Below are 18469 nucleotides of genomic sequence, written 5' to 3' on the forward strand. Positions count from 1 at the left end.
TCGCTATAGAATGGGTAGTCTTAGCGTCGGTAACGTCGGTCTAAGAGTAGCTGTAAACTCACTCGGATATAACTTGGTAAAAGAAAATAAAACCATGCTCAAAATAATTACACGCGCAAAAGCGCTTCCACTTTCATTTGCCTTTTTACTGCTTGGCGTATTTTTTCATGTTGCGCATGCCGCGGTTGTCATACCTCCCGCTCCCACGGTAGCTGCCGAAGGTTTTCTACTCACAGACTTTGAAACAGGTCATGTTATTGCAGAAAAAAATGCAGACATGCAGCTTGCACCGGCAAGCTTAACCAAAATCATGACTATCTATGTTATTGGTAAGGAATTACAAGCGGGCAATATCAGCCTTGATGATGAAGTCACTATTTCTGAAAACGCCTGGGCGAAAAAATTCCCCGACTCTTCGAAGATGTTTATTGAAGTAGGAACACAAGTTTCTGTAAGCGATCTGCTTCGCGGTATTGTTGTCCAATCGGGTAACGACGCTTGTGTTGCAATGGCTGAACACGTTGCGGGCTCTGAATCTGCCTTCGCCAGCATGATGAACGCACACTCTCAAGCGTTAGGTATGTCTGGTTCTAACTGGGTAAACGCTCACGGGCTGCACGACCCAAACCATTACACAACACCTCGCGACATGGCTGTGCTTTCAAGAGCGCTTATTGCAGAAACTCCTGAAATGTATGCGATATATAGTGAAAAGGAATTTACATTTAACGGTATTAAGCAATACAACCGTAATAGCTTACTGTGGGACAAGAGCCTAAACGTAGATGGTATTAAAACTGGCCATACTTCAGACGCTGGCTACAGCTTAATTACCTCAGCTGAACAAGGTGATATGCGTCTTATTTCAGTAGTAATGGGTACAGACAGCGAACGCGCGCGTAAAGTAGAAAATAAAAAGCTACTTAAGTACGGCTTCCGCTTCTTTGAAACGGTGACGCCCTACCAAGCGGGACAAAGCTTTGTTGCTCACAGAATTTACATGGGTGACAGAGAAACCGTAGACCTTGGAATTAATCAATCCACCCCCATTACCATCCCACGAGGGCAAACTGAAAACCTTGAAGCCAACTTTGAGCTGGATAAGAAGCTTGAGGCTCCGCTGGCGAAAGGACAAGTTGTTGGCAAGCTGTACTTACAGCTCGACGGTGAAGACGTGGCAAGCTACCCGTTGGTAACCCTTCAAGAAGTGAATGAAGGCAGTATGTTTAACCGCCTAAAAGATTACATAATGCTTCAAATTGGATTTAACGACGAATAAATATTTGCGTTAATCCCTAGTTATGAAGCGGCCAGATTTGTTACAATCTGGCCGTTTTTTTTAAAGATTCAACATACCGAGAATATCGCATGGATACCCGTTTCGACGAACTATTAGATTTTCCAACTCACCAAACCTTCAAGGTGATGGGCGTCGCTCATGAGGAACTTCCTCAGCAAGTTATTACATGCTTGCAAGAGCATGCTCCTGGTGATTATGTTCCCGCTATTAAACCGAGTAGTAAGGGTAATTATCACTCGGTGTCGATAAGTGTGAGAGTCACCAGCAAAGAGCATATGGAAACCATTTACACTGAGCTTGCAAAGCTTGAGTTGGTCAGAGTTGTACTGTAAGTGAATAACCAAGAAAAGTCTGCCGCTGGCGAGGTCATTATTCGACAGCTAGGCCGTCAGCCCTATCAGCCTATATGGCAGGCAATGCAGCGCTTTACCGATGATCGCGATAGCGACACCATTGATGAAATATGGCTGGTTGAGCACGACCCAGTTTTCACCCAAGGCCAAGCGGGTAAAGCGGAACACATACTCGTACCGGGTGACATCCCTGTTGTACAAGTTGACAGAGGTGGACAGGTTACCTACCACGGCCCCGGGCAACAAGTGATATACTTGTTGCTTAATATCAAGCGCAGAAAATTAGGGGTAAGACATCTTGTAACCGCTATGGAAGAAGCGGTAGTTGGCCTACTAGCCCAATATGATGTTGTGGCTTACCCAAAGCCAGATGCACCGGGTGTGTATGTAAACGAGCAAAAAGTTTGTTCTCTTGGCTTAAGAATACGTAATGGTTGCTCATTTCATGGGCTGGCGTTAAATGTTAATATGGATTTATCACCATTTCAGCGCATAAACCCATGCGGGTACGCGGGCATGGAAATGACGGATACCGCGCGACTTAACGGTCCGGATTCACTTGAACTGGCAGGCAATGAGCTAACACGCTTATTGTTAGATGCGCTTTCCTTTACGGAAACAACATATAAAGAAGGTTTTGATGAGTAACGCACGACCTAAGGCGGGGGTTAAACTCCGCGATGATGAAAAAGTAAAACATATTCCCGTCACTATTGTTCCTACTGAAAAGGAAGAAATGCTGAGGAAGCCTGAGTGGATTAAAATTAAGCTGCCTCGCACAACAGATAAGATTGATCACATAAAGAAAACGCTGAGAAAAAACAACCTGCACTCGGTATGTGAAGAAGCGAGCTGCCCTAACCTAGCAGAGTGCTTTAACCACGGCACAGCTACTTTTATGATTTTGGGTGATATCTGTACCCGTCGCTGTCCATTCTGTGACGTTGCTCACGGAAAGCCATTGCCCCCTAGTGCGGAAGAGCCCGAAAAGTTAGCGAAAACTATCGCTGAGATGAATCTTCGTTACGTCGTGATAACGTCTGTTGACCGCGACGATTTACGTGACGGCGGCGCACAGCACTTTGTAGACTGTATTAATGCTATTCGAGAGCACAGCCCTACCACAACGATAGAAGTGCTAGTACCAGACTTCCGAGGTCGAATGGACCGTGCACTAGAAATATTTAAAAATGGTGTTCCTGACGTGTTTAATCACAACCTTGAAACCATTCCTCGCCTTTATCGCGAATGCCGTCCGGGTGCGAACTATCAGTGGTCTTTAGATTTACTTAAAAAGTTTAAAGCTCAACATCCTGACATAAAAACCAAGTCTGGTTTGATGATGGGCATGGGCGAAGAAAACGAGGAAATTGAAGGCGTACTTAGAGATTTGCGAGCACATGACGTAGATATGCTTACACTGGGTCAATACTTACAACCTAGTCGTCACCATTTCCCTGTTAAGCGTTATGTTCATCCTACGGAGTTTGATGCCCTAGGTGAATACGCAAAACAAATTGGTTTCACCCATGCTGCATGTGGTCCCATGGTTCGTTCAAGCTATCATGCCGATCAGCAAGCGGCAGGCGTAGAAGTAAAATAGTACACGCTATTCTTTACAAGGCGGCCGCGTAACGCGAGCCGCCTTTTTTGTTTAAGCAGTGACAAAATTGATGCGACTGCTAGAATGCCTCTCAAATCTTAACCTTATCAGATATAAGGTCAGCAATGCGTAAACATATTTATATCGCCTACACGGGCGGCACTATCGGTATGAAGCCGTCTAATCAAGGCTATGTGCCAGCAGCAGGTTTTTTAACCGAAACGCTGGCTAAAATGCCCGAGTTTAATCGCAGCGAAATGCCACTTTTTACCATTCATGAGTACGATAATCTAATCGACTCGTCGGATATGGATCCCTCCGATTGGCAGCGGATTGCCGACGATATCGCTAATAACTACGATGATTACGATGGCTTTATCATCCTTCATGGCACAGACACCATGGCGTATACCGCCTCAGCCCTAAGTTTTATGCTGGAGGACCTTTCAAAACCAGTTATTGTAACTGGGTCTCAAATACCTCTGGCGGAGTTGCGTTCTGATGGACAGGTAAATTTGTTGAACTCACTGTTCATTGCAGCAAACTATCCCATTGCAGAAGTCGGTTTGTTTTTCAACAATCGCCTATTGCGGGGAAATCGCAGCCGCAAAGTTGATGCTGACGGATTTAACGCGTTTGACTCACCTAACTTTCCACCTTTGCTAGAGGCAGGGATCAATATTAGATTAAAGGCGGGCGAGTTAACCAAACATTCTGAAGGCAAGCTCACAGTGTCTAACGTGACTGCCCAACCCATTGGTATGGTAAGCCTATATCCCGGTATTGCGTCTGAAGTGATCAAAAATACGTTGCAACAACCGGTCAACGCGCTAATACTTCTCAGTTATGGCGTGGGTAACGCCCCGCAAAATCCAAAGCTTATAGAACAGTTACAATATGCTAAGTCGAGAGAGATCCCCGTGGTTAACTGTACTCAGTGCTTACGAGGACGTGTAAATATGGGCGGATATGCAACGGGCCATGGCTTACAAGAGGTCGGCGTGTTATCGGGCAGCGATATGACACCAGAGGCCGCGCTAGCAAAATTGCATTACCTGCTTAGTAAAGATCTTTCATTTGAACAAATAAATTTATTGCTCACCGCTAATTTACGCGGTGAACTCAGCGAATAAGGGTTGAAGTTTTGACACAAAGTTATTCAGGTGCATTGCGAAAAATGCGTACACACGCTAACGAAAATAATGAAGTTTGCTACGAGCTTCCCATCGGAGAGAGCGCTGTGGACGTTAATGCTCTCATTGGTCGTGAGATTACTCTGTCGTTCAGTAATGACATTCACTGCGTTCACTGCAATCGAAAAACCAAGAAAAGCTTTAATCAGGGTTATTGTTACCCATGCCTTATTTCACTTGCACAGTGCGACAGTTGTATAATCAAGCCTGAAAAATGTCATTATCACGAGGGGACATGCAGAGAGCCAGAATGGGGAGAAGCTCACTGCTTTAATGAACACTTTGTTTATCTGGCCAATACAGGCAACGTTAAGGTAGGTATAACGCGACAGGTTAGCGATACCATTTCTCCTCGGTGGATGGATCAGGGCGCAACCCAAGCTACTGTCATGCTTCGTGTGCCAGACAGGCTTACCAGCGGATTAGTAGAGACCCTGTGCAAGAAGCATATCGGTGACAAAACGAATTGGCGAACTATGCTGAAAGGCAAACCTGAAGACGTTAATCTGATTGATGTAAAACACGAACTTATGGAGAAAATATCTGCGGAGCTTGCTGAGATTCAGCAGGAAAAAGGCCTTCAAGCAGTATCAGAAGTGGAATCAAAAGTTCATCACATCAATTTTCCCGTAGAGACATACCCTGACAAAATAAAGTCTATTAACCTTGATAAAACACCAGACTTTTCTGGCGTTTTGCAGGGAATTAAAGGGCAGTATTGGATGTTAGACGGCGACCGAGTGATTAATATTCGCAAGTTTGCTGGCTACAATGTCACTCTTCAGGTGCTTTAACCTACAGCTGAGCCTTAGAAAGCAGTTATTTTCAAAACAATAGGCGCACTCTTGTGCGCCCTATTTCAGATTACAATCTGCTGAACCCTACTTCACAAAAACGCTTGAGGACTAAAGCGTGTTGCCACTAGCGGTACCTTTTTGAGGCAAAGATAAACGCGTTCTTAGTAGCGGTCGGCTTATGAGTTCCAGTGCTCGAAATACGCACTCGTGTCCCTTTCTGGCTTAGAAGCGGGTTCAAAAGCAGGCGTACCAAGATATAAAAAACCAACCAGTTCATCTTCTTCAGCCATGCCTAACCCGTCTTTCACTATTGGACATTGTGCATAGCTACCTGTGCGCCACATTCCGTTAAAACCTTGCGCTACCGCAGCCATTTGCATAGCCATAACGCCACAACTCGCTGAAGCAATTTGCTCAACCCGTGGCACTTTTTCATGCTCTTTGTATTGTGCAATAGCAACAATCACCATAGGCGCACGCAGTGGAAGTTGCGGTGCCCTATCTATCTCTTTTTGGCTTTTATCGTTTTCTATTGCAGATTGTTCAAAAAGCGAACCAAGCTTATCTAATCCTTTACCCTGACACACAACAAACCGCCATGGAGTGAGACAAGCATGGTCTGGTGCACGCAGTGCTGCTTGCATGATATTTTCCAGAGCTTCACCGCTAGGTGCAGGCTCCTTTAGGCGCGGTTGAGAACTTCGATTGAGTAGTAACGTTAATGCATCCACTTTTGGGCCTCCTTCTTCAAATACCATTAATGAGAATTAGCTTAGTAGCCTATTGGCTCATCGGCATTTTCATTTCTTAAAATCTTATGGTCATACTACGGATGACGTTTATAAAAGACCAGATTGTTATTCGTTTTACCTAGGGCGTATTGACCTGTAAATCTCGCTGTATCGTAATAGAATGTTGAAATATAAAATAGTGTGAAAAGAGAGGATATGCCGGTGAACAAGCCAAAAAACACAAAACCACAGTCTTCTACTCTTTCTCGCATGATGGCAAAGGGTCAGGCCAAAACGCGATACAAGCCTTCATCAGGTAAGCTGCTTATGCAACTTAGTGAAAACGATCACAAACGAATAGCGCTGCTTATCTCAAAATGGCTGAAAAGTGATGATAGAAAATAACACTCACCGCTTAGGCTTGTAATATCATCATAAAATTCAATCAAAACGCTACACACATATCCAAAACAGCAAGGATGAAAACATGAAAAAAATAGTGACAGGGTCATGCTCCCTACCATTGTTGGTACTGGCATTGTCTGTAAGTCTTATAGTGGGTTGTTCATCTGCAACCAATGAGACTGTGGCAAATTTAAGTAGAGAAACCGTCAAGGCCCGCTTAAACAAATTACCGTCATCACTTATCAATAGCGACTTATTCAATACGTCGGTTATTGAGCCTACTCAGTTATTCAATAATCTATATTTCGTCGGATATGTCAGCGTTGGCACTTTCGTCATAGACACCTCACAGGGTATTGTTCTCATTGACACCATGTGGACTCCCCATGATGCAGAAAACGTAATCGTGCCAGGTATAAAAAAGCTCGGCCTGACCCCTGAAGAAATTAAATACGTGATTATTACTCATGGTCATAGCGATCACTATGGGGTTCTAGGGATTTTCCCCTCTAAAAAGACATAATCCTCTGTAGACCACACCAATAAATGGCTGCGGAGGTGGTTTACTTTCAGCTTGGAGCCTAATTGCCACACTTATAAGTAGTAACCCACCTCCGCAGCCATTTATTGGTGTGGTCTACAGAGAATTATGTCTTTTTAGAGGGGAAAATCCCTAGAACCCCACTATGGGGGAGCCCATTACTTTGAAAACAAGTATGGCGCTGAAATTTTGATGCGCGATGAAGAATGGAACTACATTCACGACCCAGAAGCCCCAGTGTTAACAGACCCCTTTGGTAATTTATCGACAGAAATTCCTCTTCCAACATCATACACTCCCGTTTCCGATGAACAAACAATCGCATTCGGAGACACTACTTTAACAATACTCGCTACACCGGGTCATACTCCGGGAGGAATGTCGTTAATGATGAAGGTCACAAACAATGGTGAGCCTCATATGGTGGCTTTATGGGGTGGCACTGGCCTGCCTGATACAAAAAAAGCGAATCAAAGTTACTTAAGTTCGCTAAACTACTTTCAGAAAGTCGCTAATGAAAGACAAGCCGACGTAACACTTTCGACCCATCCTTTTTCAAAGGACTTAATAAAAAATATGGAATTATTACGTAAACAACCAAATCGCAAACCAAACCCTTTGGTAATCGGCAACAAAAGACTTAATGACTATATAGACAGAGAACTCAGAGAGAGCGTTGAAGAGAAGTTATCTTCGTTCGAATAGGTGAGGTGTGTAGGTTGTTGTAACACAGCCCTTGTGTATGTAAGAAACCCAGACGGGTATCATCATTAAGCAGTGGTAACAAAAAATTACAATTAAGTTAGCGATCTTATACTAACAAGGTAACATAATACATAAAGCGTTAATGGGCGTTCCATTACTCGCGTTAACTAAAATTCTAAAAAGGTAGTGAAATATGGCGGCCAAAGGAAATTGGACTAAATCCTTATTTATTGGCTTGTGGACGGTACTTAACTTCACCCGCAAACTTTTCTTCAACGTAATATTTATTGTCATTTTTGTTGGCCTGGCAATTGCCATATTCAACCAGGATGGTGATAAGCTGACAGTGAAATCAAACAGTGCGCTGTATCTTTCGCTGAATGGGCAGCTGGTGATTGAGAAGGAAAGCGTCGATCCCTTTGAGCAGTTCTTACAAGAATCTTTAGGCAGCGAGCCAGAAAATCCTGAAGTGCTTGTACGCGATGTTGTGGATGTTCTTGAAAACGCCGCAAAAGACAGACGAATTAAAGCACTTGTATTGGACTTAAAAGGTTTGACCGGTGGCGGGCTGGATAAACTGCGCGTTGTTGCTAACGCTATTCAATCGTTTAAAGCATCAGAGAAACCGGTTTATGCTATAGGCGATTACTATTCGCAAGATCAATACTACTTGGCTGCCCACGCCGACCACGTTTACTTAAACCCAATGGGTGGACTACTGCTTGAAGGCTATAGCCGGTACGGCATTTATTTCAAAGACCTGTTAGATAAGCTAAAAGTAACTACTCATATCTTTAGAGTAGGCACCTATAAATCTGCTGTAGAGCCCGTTATGCGTAACGATATGTCTGACGAAGCTAAGGAAGCGGAAAAACAGTGGTTAGACGGCTACTGGAAGCAGTACAAAGAAGACGTGGCTGCAGCACGCGGTATAGATGTTACAAATTTCGACGAGACTGCTAGTGAATTGCTTTCCAAGTTTGAAGCGGCAGGCGGCGACTTTGCTAAGTATGCGTTAGATAACAATTGGGTTGACGCCTTAAAAACTCGCGAGGAGGTAAGACAAGAGCTTATAGAGTTGGTGGGTGAAGACGACAATAAGCTGGGCGTGAATATCACTGCATTCAACACGTATTTGAAAGTGATTAATCCACCGATGCCTAAAGTAAACAATGATATGGACAAGGTAGCCATTGTTGTCGCAAAAGGTACTATTTTGGACGGAAACCAAAAAGCCGGTGCCATTGGCGGTGATAGTACAGCAAGATTACTACGCAAGGCTCGACTAGATGACAATATCAAAGCGGTTGTGTTGCAAATAGACTCCCCTGGTGGCAGTGCATTTGCTTCAGAAGTTATTCGCCAAGAAATCCTACAGTTGCGCCAAGCAGGCAAACCGGTAGTGGCATCTATGAGCACCTACGCAGCATCTGGCGGTTACTGGATAGCAGCAAGTACCGATAAAATTATAGCAAGCCCAAGCACAATCACAGGCTCTATCGGCGTATTCGGTATGTTCATGACCTATGAAAACTCACTCGATTATATTGGTGTGCACAGCGATGGTGTAGGCTCTACTGATATTGCAGGCCTGTCTCCAGCGCGCCCTCTCGCGCCAGAATTTGGTCAAATTCTGCAGCGCAATGTTGAAAACACCTATGGCAATTTCTTATCGTTAGTTGCTAACGCTAGAGACATGTCTGTGGAAGCGGTCGATAAAATTGCACAAGGCAGAGTTTGGATTGGTGAAGATGCCCTTGAACTGGGCCTTGTCGATGAACTCGGTGAACTTGACGATGCGGTAATTGCGGCGGCTGAATTTGCTGAGTTAGAAAGTTACGATAAAGTTTATGTTGAACGAAGCCTTTCTGCACAAGAGTTGTTCTGGAAAGAGTTCTTTGGCCAAGCCATGACCTTTGTAGGCAAATGGCAGTTTGCGAACAGCAACTCTGCACTAATAGGTGAATTCAAACGTGTCCTTGGTGAGTTCAATGCCATTAACGAGCTTAACGATCCAAAAGGCACTTACATCTTATGCCTGCCTTGTGACGTGAGATAGCACACGCGGGCTAGGAAAAAACGCCGTTTTATACGGCGTTTTTTTATTGAGCGTTATACAACTTAGGAAATTGCACCATCGCTTCACGTGACTTAACTGAGCAACAGCGTCAGCAGATACAAGCTGAAGTTGAAAGCTGCTACTTAAAAGCAGAGCGCTACTTTAAAAAAGTATTCGAGCGCCCTCTCCTTTCTTATCGGCGCTCCGGAAAGAATGCCGGCACCGCTTTTCTTCAGCAAAATAGGATAAACATTCATCCATTATTATTTTCAGAAAATCAGGAGGAATTTATTCACGACGTTATCCCTCATGAAGTGAGCCATTTGCTGGTATGGAATTTGTTCGGCCGCACTAAGCCCCATGGAAGAGAATGGCAGTCTATTATGCTAGAAGTGTTTAACCGTTCACCAAGCACAACACACAGCTTTGACACGAAAGGCGTAGTTAATACCGTCGCTTACCGCTGTAACTGCAGTGAACACGCCATTTCACTGCGCAGACACAAAAACGTATTATCAGGAAAGGCTCAGTATCGATGCCGTAAATGCAGCGGTGAACTGGTGGCTGTTTAAATATATGTGCTATTGCGAACGAATTAGCTAAACCAGTTTTTTGTAAGTGCGTTATCAAGGTCGTTGAAAGCAGTTTTCAAAAGCTGTGCAAGCTCTTTGTATTTAGGCTTCGCTTTTACAGCCGCTAAATGACAACCATGAGAGCGCATCTTAGAATGTACATCCTGATACCAACTGTTTAGCTGAGGCGGTAAATACTGCTCTGAACGATGACCGAGCCACAGTAAGCCCTGAATGGGAAGGCTGAGGAAAAACAACGCCATTGCGATGGTTTGAGGAATGTAATCCGTTCCTAAATTCTGGATAAGCAAAAGACACGTTACCATAGCTGCTGGAGGCATAGTCTTCACCGCGAACTTTGTAGCAGCCACAACTCGACACTCTGGAAAAAAGCTGTACAACTCTTTTCTCATAGGCCAAGTTTTCATGTAATGCTGGCCATCTTTTAACATGGTCAAAACAGTTTGTGACATGCTACACCTCTCGAAGTACCTACAGCACAACGGACTAAATCCTCAACTCTCTAGATTGTAATCCTCTTTTACGTTAATACAAGACTCGCGTGAGGTCTTATCACCCGTAATGGATGTTTTTCCATCAGATTGCCGAATCTTAATTTTTTATGGCAAGATATCGACAAATTTTATCAACGCCACTCGTATAATATTGATATCCTTACGAGCAAAATTATGGTTTGGATGCTAAACGTTGTGTCAACATTTAGCGTTCGGTGCAAATTTAGTTAAAGAGAGTGAGGCTAGCGGTTGATTTACCCGCAAATGGCCTCACTTTATCGATATTAGACGAATTAAATAACACAAACCGCAAACGGTTTTATTGGAGATTAAAATGGCAGAAAGCAGACACGTCCGTCTTCTTATTCTAGGTTCGGGTCCTGCGGGTTACTCAGCTGCAGTTTACGCAGCACGCGCAAACCTAAATCCTGTATTACTTACAGGGATCCAACAAGGCGGACAGCTTACTACCACCACAGAAGTAGAAAACTGGCCGGGCGATCCTGAAGGTTTAACCGGGCCTGATTTAATGGTTCGTATGCAAAAGCACGCAGAAAAATTCGATACCGAGATCATTTTCGACCACATTAACAAGACAGACCTTACCAAGCGTCCTTTCACGTTATATGGTGATAGCGGGACTTACACCTGTGACGCATTGATCATATCAACGGGTGCATCTGCAAAGTACTTAGGTCTTGAATCAGAGCAAGCGTTTATGGGTAAAGGTGTATCTGCCTGTGCTACCTGCGATGGTTTCTTCTATCGCAACCAGAAAGTAGCCGTAGTGGGCGGCGGTAATACAGCGGTAGAGGAAGCTCTGTACTTATCAAATATCGCTTCTGAAGTGCACGTAATCCACCGAAGAGATACCTTTAGGAGCGAAAAAATTCTAGAGCAGCGTCTGCGCGATAAAGCCGAAAACGGTAACGTTGTGCTGCACCTCAATAAAACGCTTGATGAAGTACTCGGCGACGAGATGGGTGTAACCAAAATTCGCATCAAAGATACCGATGGCGATGGAACGGAAGAGTTGGATGTAATGGGCCTTTTCATTGCTATTGGGCACAAGCCAAATACCGATATTTTTAGCGGCCAGCTTGAAATGAAAGATGGCTATATTGTTGTAAATAGCGGACTACACGGTAACGCTACACAAACAAGTGTGGAAGGCATATTTGCTGCAGGTGATGTGAGTGACCATGTATATCGTCAAGCAATTACCTCAGCTGGAACCGGATGTATGGCTGCTCTTGATGCGGAAAAATTCCTTGATGGAATGGCTTCTGAACAAGGCTAAGTGGGTCCATCGCCCCTTTTATTCGAAGGGGCGCGTCTCATGTTAGCACTGCACTACATCGAGAACGATGCCCCCTTCCCTCCGGTAGATGAAGCCTTAAGCGAACCAAATGGTTTGCTCGCATTTGGCGCAGACCTCAGTCCCCGAAGATTATTTTCTGCTTATTCTCAGGGAATTTTTCCTTGGTTTAGTGATGATGAACCACTCTTGTGGTGGTCACCAGATCCCCGGGCCATTATTGAATTAGACGGTTTTTGTGCGTCTAAAAGCCTGAGAAAACTCGCAAGGCAGCAAAGGTATGTAGTTACGTTAAACCATGCTTTCGAGAGAGTAATCAATGCCTGCTCTTCCATACCGAGGGCCACACCTTCAGGTGACGATGTTTCTAACGAAACTTGGATCACAGAAGACATGAAGAACGCTTATTCACAGCTCCATGGACTTGGCCTTGCCCATTCTGTTGAGGTATGGGAGGAAGATCAATTAGTAGGCGGCTTGTATGGCGTTGGCATAGGCAAGGTTTACTGTGGAGAGTCTATGTTCCACACCAAAAGTAATACGTCAAAGTTAGCCATGTATGCATTGGTAAAGCATATGCAAAAACAGAATATGGCTTTTATTGATTGCCAACTACCTACTGACCATTTATCTTCTTTAGGGGCTATTACATTAAGTAGAAAGCAATTTATCGAAAAGCTTCAGGCCAACAACCATACGTTGAATAGTGAAGGCGAACTTTGTACCAATTATGTAACGCAATGGCAGCCCCAAGTGCTAAATTTATAAGAGTAAAGAACTGATAAAGAGTGTGAATCCAATGAGAATACTGACGTCATGAAAGAGGTAACACCGTGAAGTTTGGAATTACTCAATCATTTTCATGCAGCTATCTTCCAGATGAAGAGGAAAGACTTCTCGTTTATGCCGAGGAGGATCCATTTTTAAGCTCTCGATATTCTCAACTTATACAGGCCGGTTTTAGACGTAGCGGAGAACAAATTTACCGCCCGCACTGCGTGAACTGCAGCAAGTGTCAATCTGTTCGCATACCGGTAGATGTCTTCGTACCATCCCGCAGTCAAAAACGCGTGCTTAAACAGAACTCTTCGCTTTCCGTCCGCTTTACTAACACAATTAGCGCAGAATATTACCCGCTCTATGAAAGATATATCACCGAAAGGCATTCTGACGGTTCGATGTACCCACCTTCTCAGGTGCAATTTGACAACTTTATTAAATGTACGTGGATGTCTCCCTTTTATTTGGAAGCATATGACGGAGATAAGCTCGTAGCGGTTGCAGTCACTGACGTACTAGAGGACAATACGTCCCCGGACACATTAGGTACTGTGCGGCATTCTGCATTATCTGCCCTATACACCTTTTTTGATCCAGACTACTCCGCTTCGTCCTTGGGAACATGGATGATACTCATGCAAATTGAGCAAGCTAAGTTAGCCGAGCATCAATATGTCTATTTGGGGTATTACGTTGAAGGGTGTCAAAAAATGTCCTACAAGCACAAATTTTATCCCTTTGAACAGTTTATAGACAACCAATGGTGCCTATTTACTAAAAAACCCGCTTAATCGCTTTACACTGCGCGCAAGATTGGTTAATGTCTGCGCGGCAAAAATTTTGAATTACTGAGGTAACTGCTTTACATGGCAAAAGAAGATTGTATTGAAATGGAAGGTACTGTGTTAGACACGCTACCTAATACTATGTTCCGCGTAGAACTAGAGAACGGTCACGTAGTGACTGCTCATATTTCTGGTAAAATGCGCAAGAACTACATCCGAATTCTTACTGGCGATAAGGTCACTGTTGAGATGACTCCTTATGATTTGACTAAAGGTCGTATCATTTATCGCGCGAGATAATGAGCCATTGAAGCGGTAACGCATATCGAGTAGGGTGAGGCTTGCGCCTCATCCCTCTCACAGAACCGTACGTACGGGCCTCGTATACGGCTCCTGCATACTTCATATCACTTGCTAAGCCCTTGCCATTCGGATTATCTTCCCCTCAGTCAGGGTGATTCAGGTTTCTTTCAACCTGACGGGTTTGCCAGCTTCGCTGGGCAAACAAAAAAAGCCCGATAACTTTATCGGGCTTTTTCATTTGTGCTATTACACTAGCTAGGTTCAGCCTGCTCAGACTTTGTGTCCACACCGCTATATTCGAATGTAAGCTTGTCGCCTACATAATCGACTTTCACATTGCCGCCTTTAGACAATTCACCGAACAATAACTCGTTGGCGAGTTCTTTCTTCAGTTCGTCTTTGATCAAGCGTGACATAGGTCTTGCACCCATTGACCTGTCGTAACCCTTTTCAGCCATATAAGCACGTGCTTCGGCAGTGACTTCCAACGACACTCCCTTAACGTCTAGTTGCGCTTGCAGTTCAATAATAAACTTATCGACTACCTGTAAAATCACTTCAGAATCTAAATGATTGAACCAGATGATACCGTCCAAACGGTTTCTGAATTCTGGTGTAAACACCTTGTTGATTTCACTTAGAGCATCATGGCTATGATCTTGCTGTTTAAAGCCAATAGACTTACGAACAGTCTCCTGTACGCCAGCATTTGTGGTCATTACCAATACTACATTTCTGAAATCAACTTTACGCCCATTGTTGTCGGTTAGCGTACCGTGATCCATCACTTGCAGCAGAATGTTGTATATATCGCTGTGTGCTTTCTCAATTTCGTCAAGTAATACTACCGAATAAGGGTTTTTAATAACCGCATCAGTTAACAAACCACCTTGATCGAAGCCAACATAGCCTGGAGGAGCACCTATCAAGCGGCTTACCGCATGACGTTCCATATATTCAGACATATCGAAACGCACTAGCTCTACGCCCATAATATTAGAAAGCTGCTGTGTAACTTCTGTTTTACCTACGCCCGTTGGGCCTGCGAACAAGAAACTTCCAATGGGTTTGGTTTCAGCACCAAGACCAGAACGCGACAGTAGGATGGCGTCGTTAAGGGTCTCAATCGCCTTGTCTTGTCCAAATACCACCATTTTAAGGTTGCGGCCAAGGTTCTTAAGTACTTCTTTGTCAGAAGCGGATACAGACTTCTCTGGAATGCGAGCCATTTTGGCAATAATTTGCTCGATATCACCCACGTTGATCGTTTTCTTACGCTTAGATGGCGCTAGAAGTCGTTGACTTGCGCCCGCCTCGTCCATCACATCAATGGCTTTGTCTGGAAGATGTCTTTCATTGATGTACTTGGCAGACAATTCAGCCGCAGCCTGAATTGCTTTTTGCGTAAAGCGTACGTTGTGGTGATCCTCGTAACGGCTTTTCAGTCCGAGTAGAATCTTTGTGGTGTCGCTGACGCTTGGCTCGGTCACATCAACTTTTTGGAAACGACGGGCTAGGGCACGGTCTTTCTCGAAAATACCTTGGTATTCTTGATACGTTGTCGAACCTATACAGCGAAGCTCACCACTCGAAAGCTTAGGCTTAAGTAAATTCGATGCATCCATAACGCCGCCTGAGGCCGCCCCTGCACCGATAATGGTGTGGATCTCATCGATGAACAAGATTGCGTGCTCGTCTTTACTCAGCTCTTTCAATATCGCTTTCAGACGTTTTTCAAAGTCGCCGCGATACTTAGTGCCCGCCAACAAACCACCAAGATCGAGAGAGTAAACTGTGCTTTCAGCAATAACCTCTGGCACATCGTCATTCACAATGCGGTAGGCTAAACCTTCCGCAATCGCTGTTTTACCAACGCCAGCCTCCCCGACCAATAATGGGTTATTTTTACGTCTACGACACAGTATTTGGATAGTCCGTTCCACTTCGGAATCGCGCCCGATAAGCGGGTCTATCTTGCCGTCTTTCGCCTGGCGGTTTAAATCGCTTGCGTATTTACTAAGCGCAGTACCATTTTCATCGCCACCTTCAGATTCTTCTGGCGTTTCGGAATTAATAGATTCATCGTCTTCCGCTTTGCTAACGCCGTGGCTAATGTAATTCACAACGTCTAGACGCGTTACATCTGCCTTTTTGAGGATAAAGACAGCTTGCGATTCTTGCTCGCTAAATATAGCAACCAGCACATTGGCACCGGTTACTTCATCTTTGCCTGAAGATTGAACGTGGAATACTGCACGCTGTAAAACTCGCTGAAAACCAAGCGTTGGCTGAGTTTCTCTTTCGTTGAGCTGCTCATCTAATATAAGTGGCGTTGTGTCTTTCACAAAAGAGAGCAATTCACTTTTAACGGCTTCAATATCAGCACCACATGCCTTTAGAGCATCGCGAGCTGCTGTGTTGTCAAGCAATGCCAACAGCAAGTGCTCTACCGTCATGAACTCATGGCGGTGCTCTCTGGCAAATACAAACGCGCTGTTCAACGTTTGTTCTAATTCTTTATTTAACATATTGCTCGCCCTCTACAAATTGCCTTATGCCTGCTCCATGGTGCACATCAATGGATGTTGATGTTTGCGTGCATATTGATTTACCTGCATGACTTTGGTCTCTGCAATTTCAGCGGTAAAAACACCACAAACCGCTTTCCCCTGATAATGAACGGTAAGCATAAGTTGGTTGGCTTTCTCAGCATCCATATTGAAGAACTGCGTGAGAACCTCTATAACAAAATCCATCGGTGTATAATCGTCATTATTCAACAACACTTTATACATGGGAGGCGGCTGCGGCTTTTGTCGCTGCGCGTCTTTTTGTTTTTCCTTGTCGATACTAATAGCGTTGTCTTTACTCATAACTTAATAATAGTGTGTTACCGGCAGATGTCTTTAAACTTTTGGATAAAATTAATTCACATTTGCTCTTGACATAATATGGTTAAAAAATCTACATTTTAATTGTGACTTTGAGTATCTGTGTATATCGATACTCAATTCACTATGCTTCCGGATCTATAATGGGGGCATAAACGTGTGAGTTCAAGGATTAAGAGGAAGTCGAAGTATGGCGGTTGGCAAAGTTAAATGGTTTAACAACGCGAAAGGTTTTGGGTTTATAGTTCCAGAGGAAGGTGGTGACGACATTTTTGCACACTACTCAACTATCCAAATGGAAGGCTATCGCTCATTGAAGGCGGGTCAAGAAGTACAGTTCGAAGTGCAGCAAGGGCCTAAGGGTTTGCATGCCGAGAACATTGGGTTCGTCGAAGAACCAGAGCGTTAAAAATTTCTAAGCTGCCCGGCATCAAGGTCGGGCGCTTCTCTTCTTGCTCTGCAATCCAGCCTTTTCGCTAGCACATAGGTATAATGTTGGTTCTATCTTTCAATTGCTAGAGCTTACGAATGCTACTTCAACTCATTAGTGGGGTTTGGTAACTCGTTGCACTAATTTTTCTGGTTCTGGTTATTCTATATCCGGTGAGACGTCTAATTGCTTTGATGCCATTTTAATGAGGTCTTCATCAAGTTTTGGAGGCTCAATATCGACTCCGTCGCTTAAGCCTTCAACAATACAGCGAAGTACATCTACCCTTGCCTGCCATTTGTGTTCACCCTGAATAATTTTCCACGGTGCATAGTCAGTATTTGTTCTAGCAAACATATCATTGATAGCGTCGATATAATGATGGCGTTGATTCCGGTTATGTAAGTCTTCGGCTGTAAGCTTCCAGCGCTTATAAGGGTTGTGAAGGCGCTCCTCAAACCGTTTCCGTTGCTCTTGCGATGAAATATGCATAAATAATTTAATTATGCGAACGCCACTGTTGTGAAGCGTGCGCTCAAATTCGTTTATTTCTTCATATCCCCGCTGCCATTCTTCCCGAGTGGCGAAACTATCGACTCTTTCAACCAAAACTCGCCCGTAGTGAGAGCGGTCGAACAATGTAATATGACCAGGAGCAGGCACATGACGCCAAAATCGATATAAAAAATGTTTGGCCTGCTCTACTTTTTCAGGTTTTGAGATGGGAATAACATGAATACCTCGAGGATCTAACTTTTCCGTTACCCGGCGAATTGCTCCACCTTTACCAGAGGCATCCCAGCCTTCAAATATAATTATTGCGCGACGATTTTGGTGAAAGTAGGCTTGTTGAACATGGAATAAATTTTCTTGCCATGCTTTTTCTTCTGCTTTATAGGTATCTTTATCAGTGTAACGGGAGGGTTTAAATGTGGTGTTTAGCTGCAAATTCACCGAATTTTGCACTCGAGAACTTCCTTGCGATGTTTCGTTTGCCAATGTTTTGCTCTCGTCAATCATAAACAACATTCCCTATTTATCTTCACTTATCCTATAGCCTAGCGTAAGCGAGAGAAATTATAAAACCTGGCTAAGGCGTCATTAACCATCATTATGAAAGAGGCAAAAAAAAACCAGAAGCCGAGCTTCTGGTTTTTTTGCTTTTTAAATAATAATGGTTGTGCCGTT

At 44.0% G+C, this 18469-nt stretch carries 20 protein-coding genes and 1 pseudogene; 16 read left to right on the forward strand and 5 right to left on the reverse strand.

What is annotated here, in order from left to right; all coding sequences use genetic code 11:
* Positions 1-94 precede the first annotated feature (94 nt).
* From BM528_RS06225 to BM528_RS06250, 6 genes are all read left to right on the forward strand, one after another.
* A complete protein-coding gene (locus BM528_RS06225; RefSeq protein WP_071981189.1) occupies positions 95-1279 on the forward strand; it encodes a serine hydrolase in 1185 nt (394 codons plus the stop codon).
* An 89-nt stretch (positions 1280-1368) separates the two neighbouring features.
* A complete protein-coding gene (ybeD, locus tag BM528_RS06230; protein ID WP_071979144.1) occupies positions 1369-1632 on the forward strand; it encodes a DUF493 family protein YbeD in 264 nt (87 codons plus the stop codon).
* An 84-nt stretch (positions 1633-1716) separates the two neighbouring features.
* On the forward strand, positions 1717-2301 hold the full coding sequence (gene lipB, locus BM528_RS06235) for a lipoyl(octanoyl) transferase LipB (protein WP_232230634.1): 585 nt from the start codon (positions 1717-1719) through the stop codon (positions 2299-2301).
* Positions 2294-3256, forward strand: a complete 963-nt coding sequence (lipA, locus tag BM528_RS06240; RefSeq protein ID WP_071979146.1) for a lipoyl synthase — start codon at positions 2294-2296, stop codon at positions 3254-3256. Before lipB ends, lipA begins: the two co-directional genes overlap by 8 nt.
* A gap of 125 nt (positions 3257-3381) precedes the next feature.
* The gene (gene ansA / locus BM528_RS06245; RefSeq protein WP_071979147.1) at positions 3382-4389 is read left to right on the forward strand and encodes an asparaginase; all 1008 of its coding nucleotides are present in this window, start codon (positions 3382-3384) and stop codon (positions 4387-4389) included.
* 11 nt (positions 4390-4400) lie between these two features.
* A complete protein-coding gene (locus BM528_RS06250) occupies positions 4401-5243 on the forward strand; it encodes a DUF2797 domain-containing protein (protein ID WP_083595223.1) in 843 nt (280 codons plus the stop codon).
* A 179-nt stretch (positions 5244-5422) separates the two neighbouring features.
* Here BM528_RS06250 and BM528_RS06255 read toward each other — a convergent pair whose 3' ends face one another.
* On the reverse strand, positions 5423-5977 hold the full coding sequence (locus BM528_RS06255; RefSeq protein ID WP_071981190.1) for an NAD(P)H nitroreductase: 555 nt from the start codon (positions 5975-5977) through the stop codon (positions 5423-5425).
* A 222-nt stretch (positions 5978-6199) separates the two neighbouring features.
* Between BM528_RS06255 and BM528_RS06260 the strand changes: the two genes are divergently transcribed.
* The 5 genes and pseudogenes from BM528_RS06260 to BM528_RS06280 all read left to right on the forward strand — a co-directional run bounded on the left by BM528_RS06260 (position 6200) and on the right by BM528_RS06280 (position 10259).
* Positions 6200-6382, forward strand: coding sequence for a hypothetical protein (locus BM528_RS06260; protein WP_071981191.1), 183 nt, complete (start codon positions 6200-6202; stop codon positions 6380-6382).
* An 82-nt stretch (positions 6383-6464) separates the two neighbouring features.
* Complete coding sequence (locus BM528_RS06265) at positions 6465-6905, forward strand: MBL fold metallo-hydrolase (RefSeq protein WP_071979149.1); 441 nt, start codon at positions 6465-6467, stop codon at positions 6903-6905.
* A 171-nt stretch (positions 6906-7076) separates the two neighbouring features.
* A pseudogene (locus BM528_RS06270) lies at positions 7077-7628 on the forward strand (MBL fold metallo-hydrolase); the annotation flags it as partial.
* Positions 7629-7821: 193 nt separating this feature from the next.
* Positions 7822-9687, forward strand: a complete 1866-nt coding sequence (sppA, locus tag BM528_RS06275) for a signal peptide peptidase SppA (RefSeq protein WP_071979151.1) — start codon at positions 7822-7824, stop codon at positions 9685-9687.
* Between the two features lie 77 nt (positions 9688-9764).
* Complete coding sequence (locus BM528_RS06280; RefSeq protein WP_071979152.1) at positions 9765-10259, forward strand: SprT family zinc-dependent metalloprotease; 495 nt, start codon at positions 9765-9767, stop codon at positions 10257-10259.
* A gap of 23 nt (positions 10260-10282) precedes the next feature.
* On the opposite strand, the gene yfbV is transcribed toward BM528_RS06280, so the two are convergent.
* On the reverse strand, positions 10283-10732 hold the full coding sequence (gene yfbV / locus BM528_RS06285; RefSeq protein WP_071979153.1) for a terminus macrodomain insulation protein YfbV: 450 nt from the start codon (positions 10730-10732) through the stop codon (positions 10283-10285).
* A 376-nt stretch (positions 10733-11108) separates the two neighbouring features.
* Between yfbV and trxB the strand changes: the two genes are divergently transcribed.
* The 4 genes from trxB (at position 11109) to infA (ending at position 13957) form a co-directional block, all read left to right on the forward strand.
* Positions 11109-12074, forward strand: a complete 966-nt coding sequence (gene trxB / locus BM528_RS06290) for a thioredoxin-disulfide reductase (protein WP_071979154.1) — start codon at positions 11109-11111, stop codon at positions 12072-12074.
* A gap of 39 nt (positions 12075-12113) precedes the next feature.
* The gene (aat, locus tag BM528_RS06295; protein WP_071979155.1) at positions 12114-12860 is read left to right on the forward strand and encodes a leucyl/phenylalanyl-tRNA--protein transferase; all 747 of its coding nucleotides are present in this window, start codon (positions 12114-12116) and stop codon (positions 12858-12860) included.
* A 65-nt stretch (positions 12861-12925) separates the two neighbouring features.
* On the forward strand, positions 12926-13663 hold the full coding sequence (locus tag BM528_RS06300) for an arginyltransferase (RefSeq protein ID WP_071979156.1): 738 nt from the start codon (positions 12926-12928) through the stop codon (positions 13661-13663).
* Positions 13664-13738: 75 nt separating this feature from the next.
* The gene (gene infA, locus BM528_RS06305; protein ID WP_008844395.1) at positions 13739-13957 is read left to right on the forward strand and encodes a translation initiation factor IF-1; all 219 of its coding nucleotides are present in this window, start codon (positions 13739-13741) and stop codon (positions 13955-13957) included.
* 254 nt (positions 13958-14211) lie between these two features.
* Here the strand turns inward: infA and clpA are convergent, their stop codons facing one another.
* Together clpA and clpS are read right to left on the reverse strand one after the other, a co-directional pair.
* Positions 14212-16488, reverse strand: coding sequence for an ATP-dependent Clp protease ATP-binding subunit ClpA (gene clpA, locus BM528_RS06310; protein ID WP_071979157.1), 2277 nt, complete (start codon positions 16486-16488; stop codon positions 14212-14214).
* Between the two features lie 24 nt (positions 16489-16512).
* The gene (gene clpS / locus BM528_RS06315; RefSeq protein WP_071979158.1) at positions 16513-16833 is read right to left on the reverse strand and encodes an ATP-dependent Clp protease adapter ClpS; all 321 of its coding nucleotides are present in this window, start codon (positions 16831-16833) and stop codon (positions 16513-16515) included.
* Between the two features lie 208 nt (positions 16834-17041).
* On the opposite strand from clpS, the gene cspD reads away from it, so the two are divergent.
* Positions 17042-17260 carry a cold shock domain-containing protein CspD gene (gene cspD / locus BM528_RS06320; RefSeq protein WP_032096523.1) on the forward strand — a complete coding sequence of 73 codons (219 nt, stop codon included), beginning with the start codon at positions 17042-17044 and terminating at the stop codon, positions 17258-17260.
* A 180-nt stretch (positions 17261-17440) separates the two neighbouring features.
* On the opposite strand, the gene BM528_RS06325 is transcribed toward cspD, so the two are convergent.
* Positions 17441-18301: a polyphosphate kinase 2 family protein gene (locus tag BM528_RS06325; protein WP_071979159.1), complete on the reverse strand. Its 861-nt coding sequence runs from the start codon at positions 18299-18301 to the stop codon at positions 17441-17443.
* Positions 18302-18469 lie beyond the last annotated feature (168 nt).

The organism is Alteromonas sp. RW2A1, from assembly GCF_001886475.1.
GTDB classification, from domain to species: Bacteria; Pseudomonadota; Gammaproteobacteria; order Enterobacterales; family Alteromonadaceae; genus Alteromonas; species Alteromonas hispanica.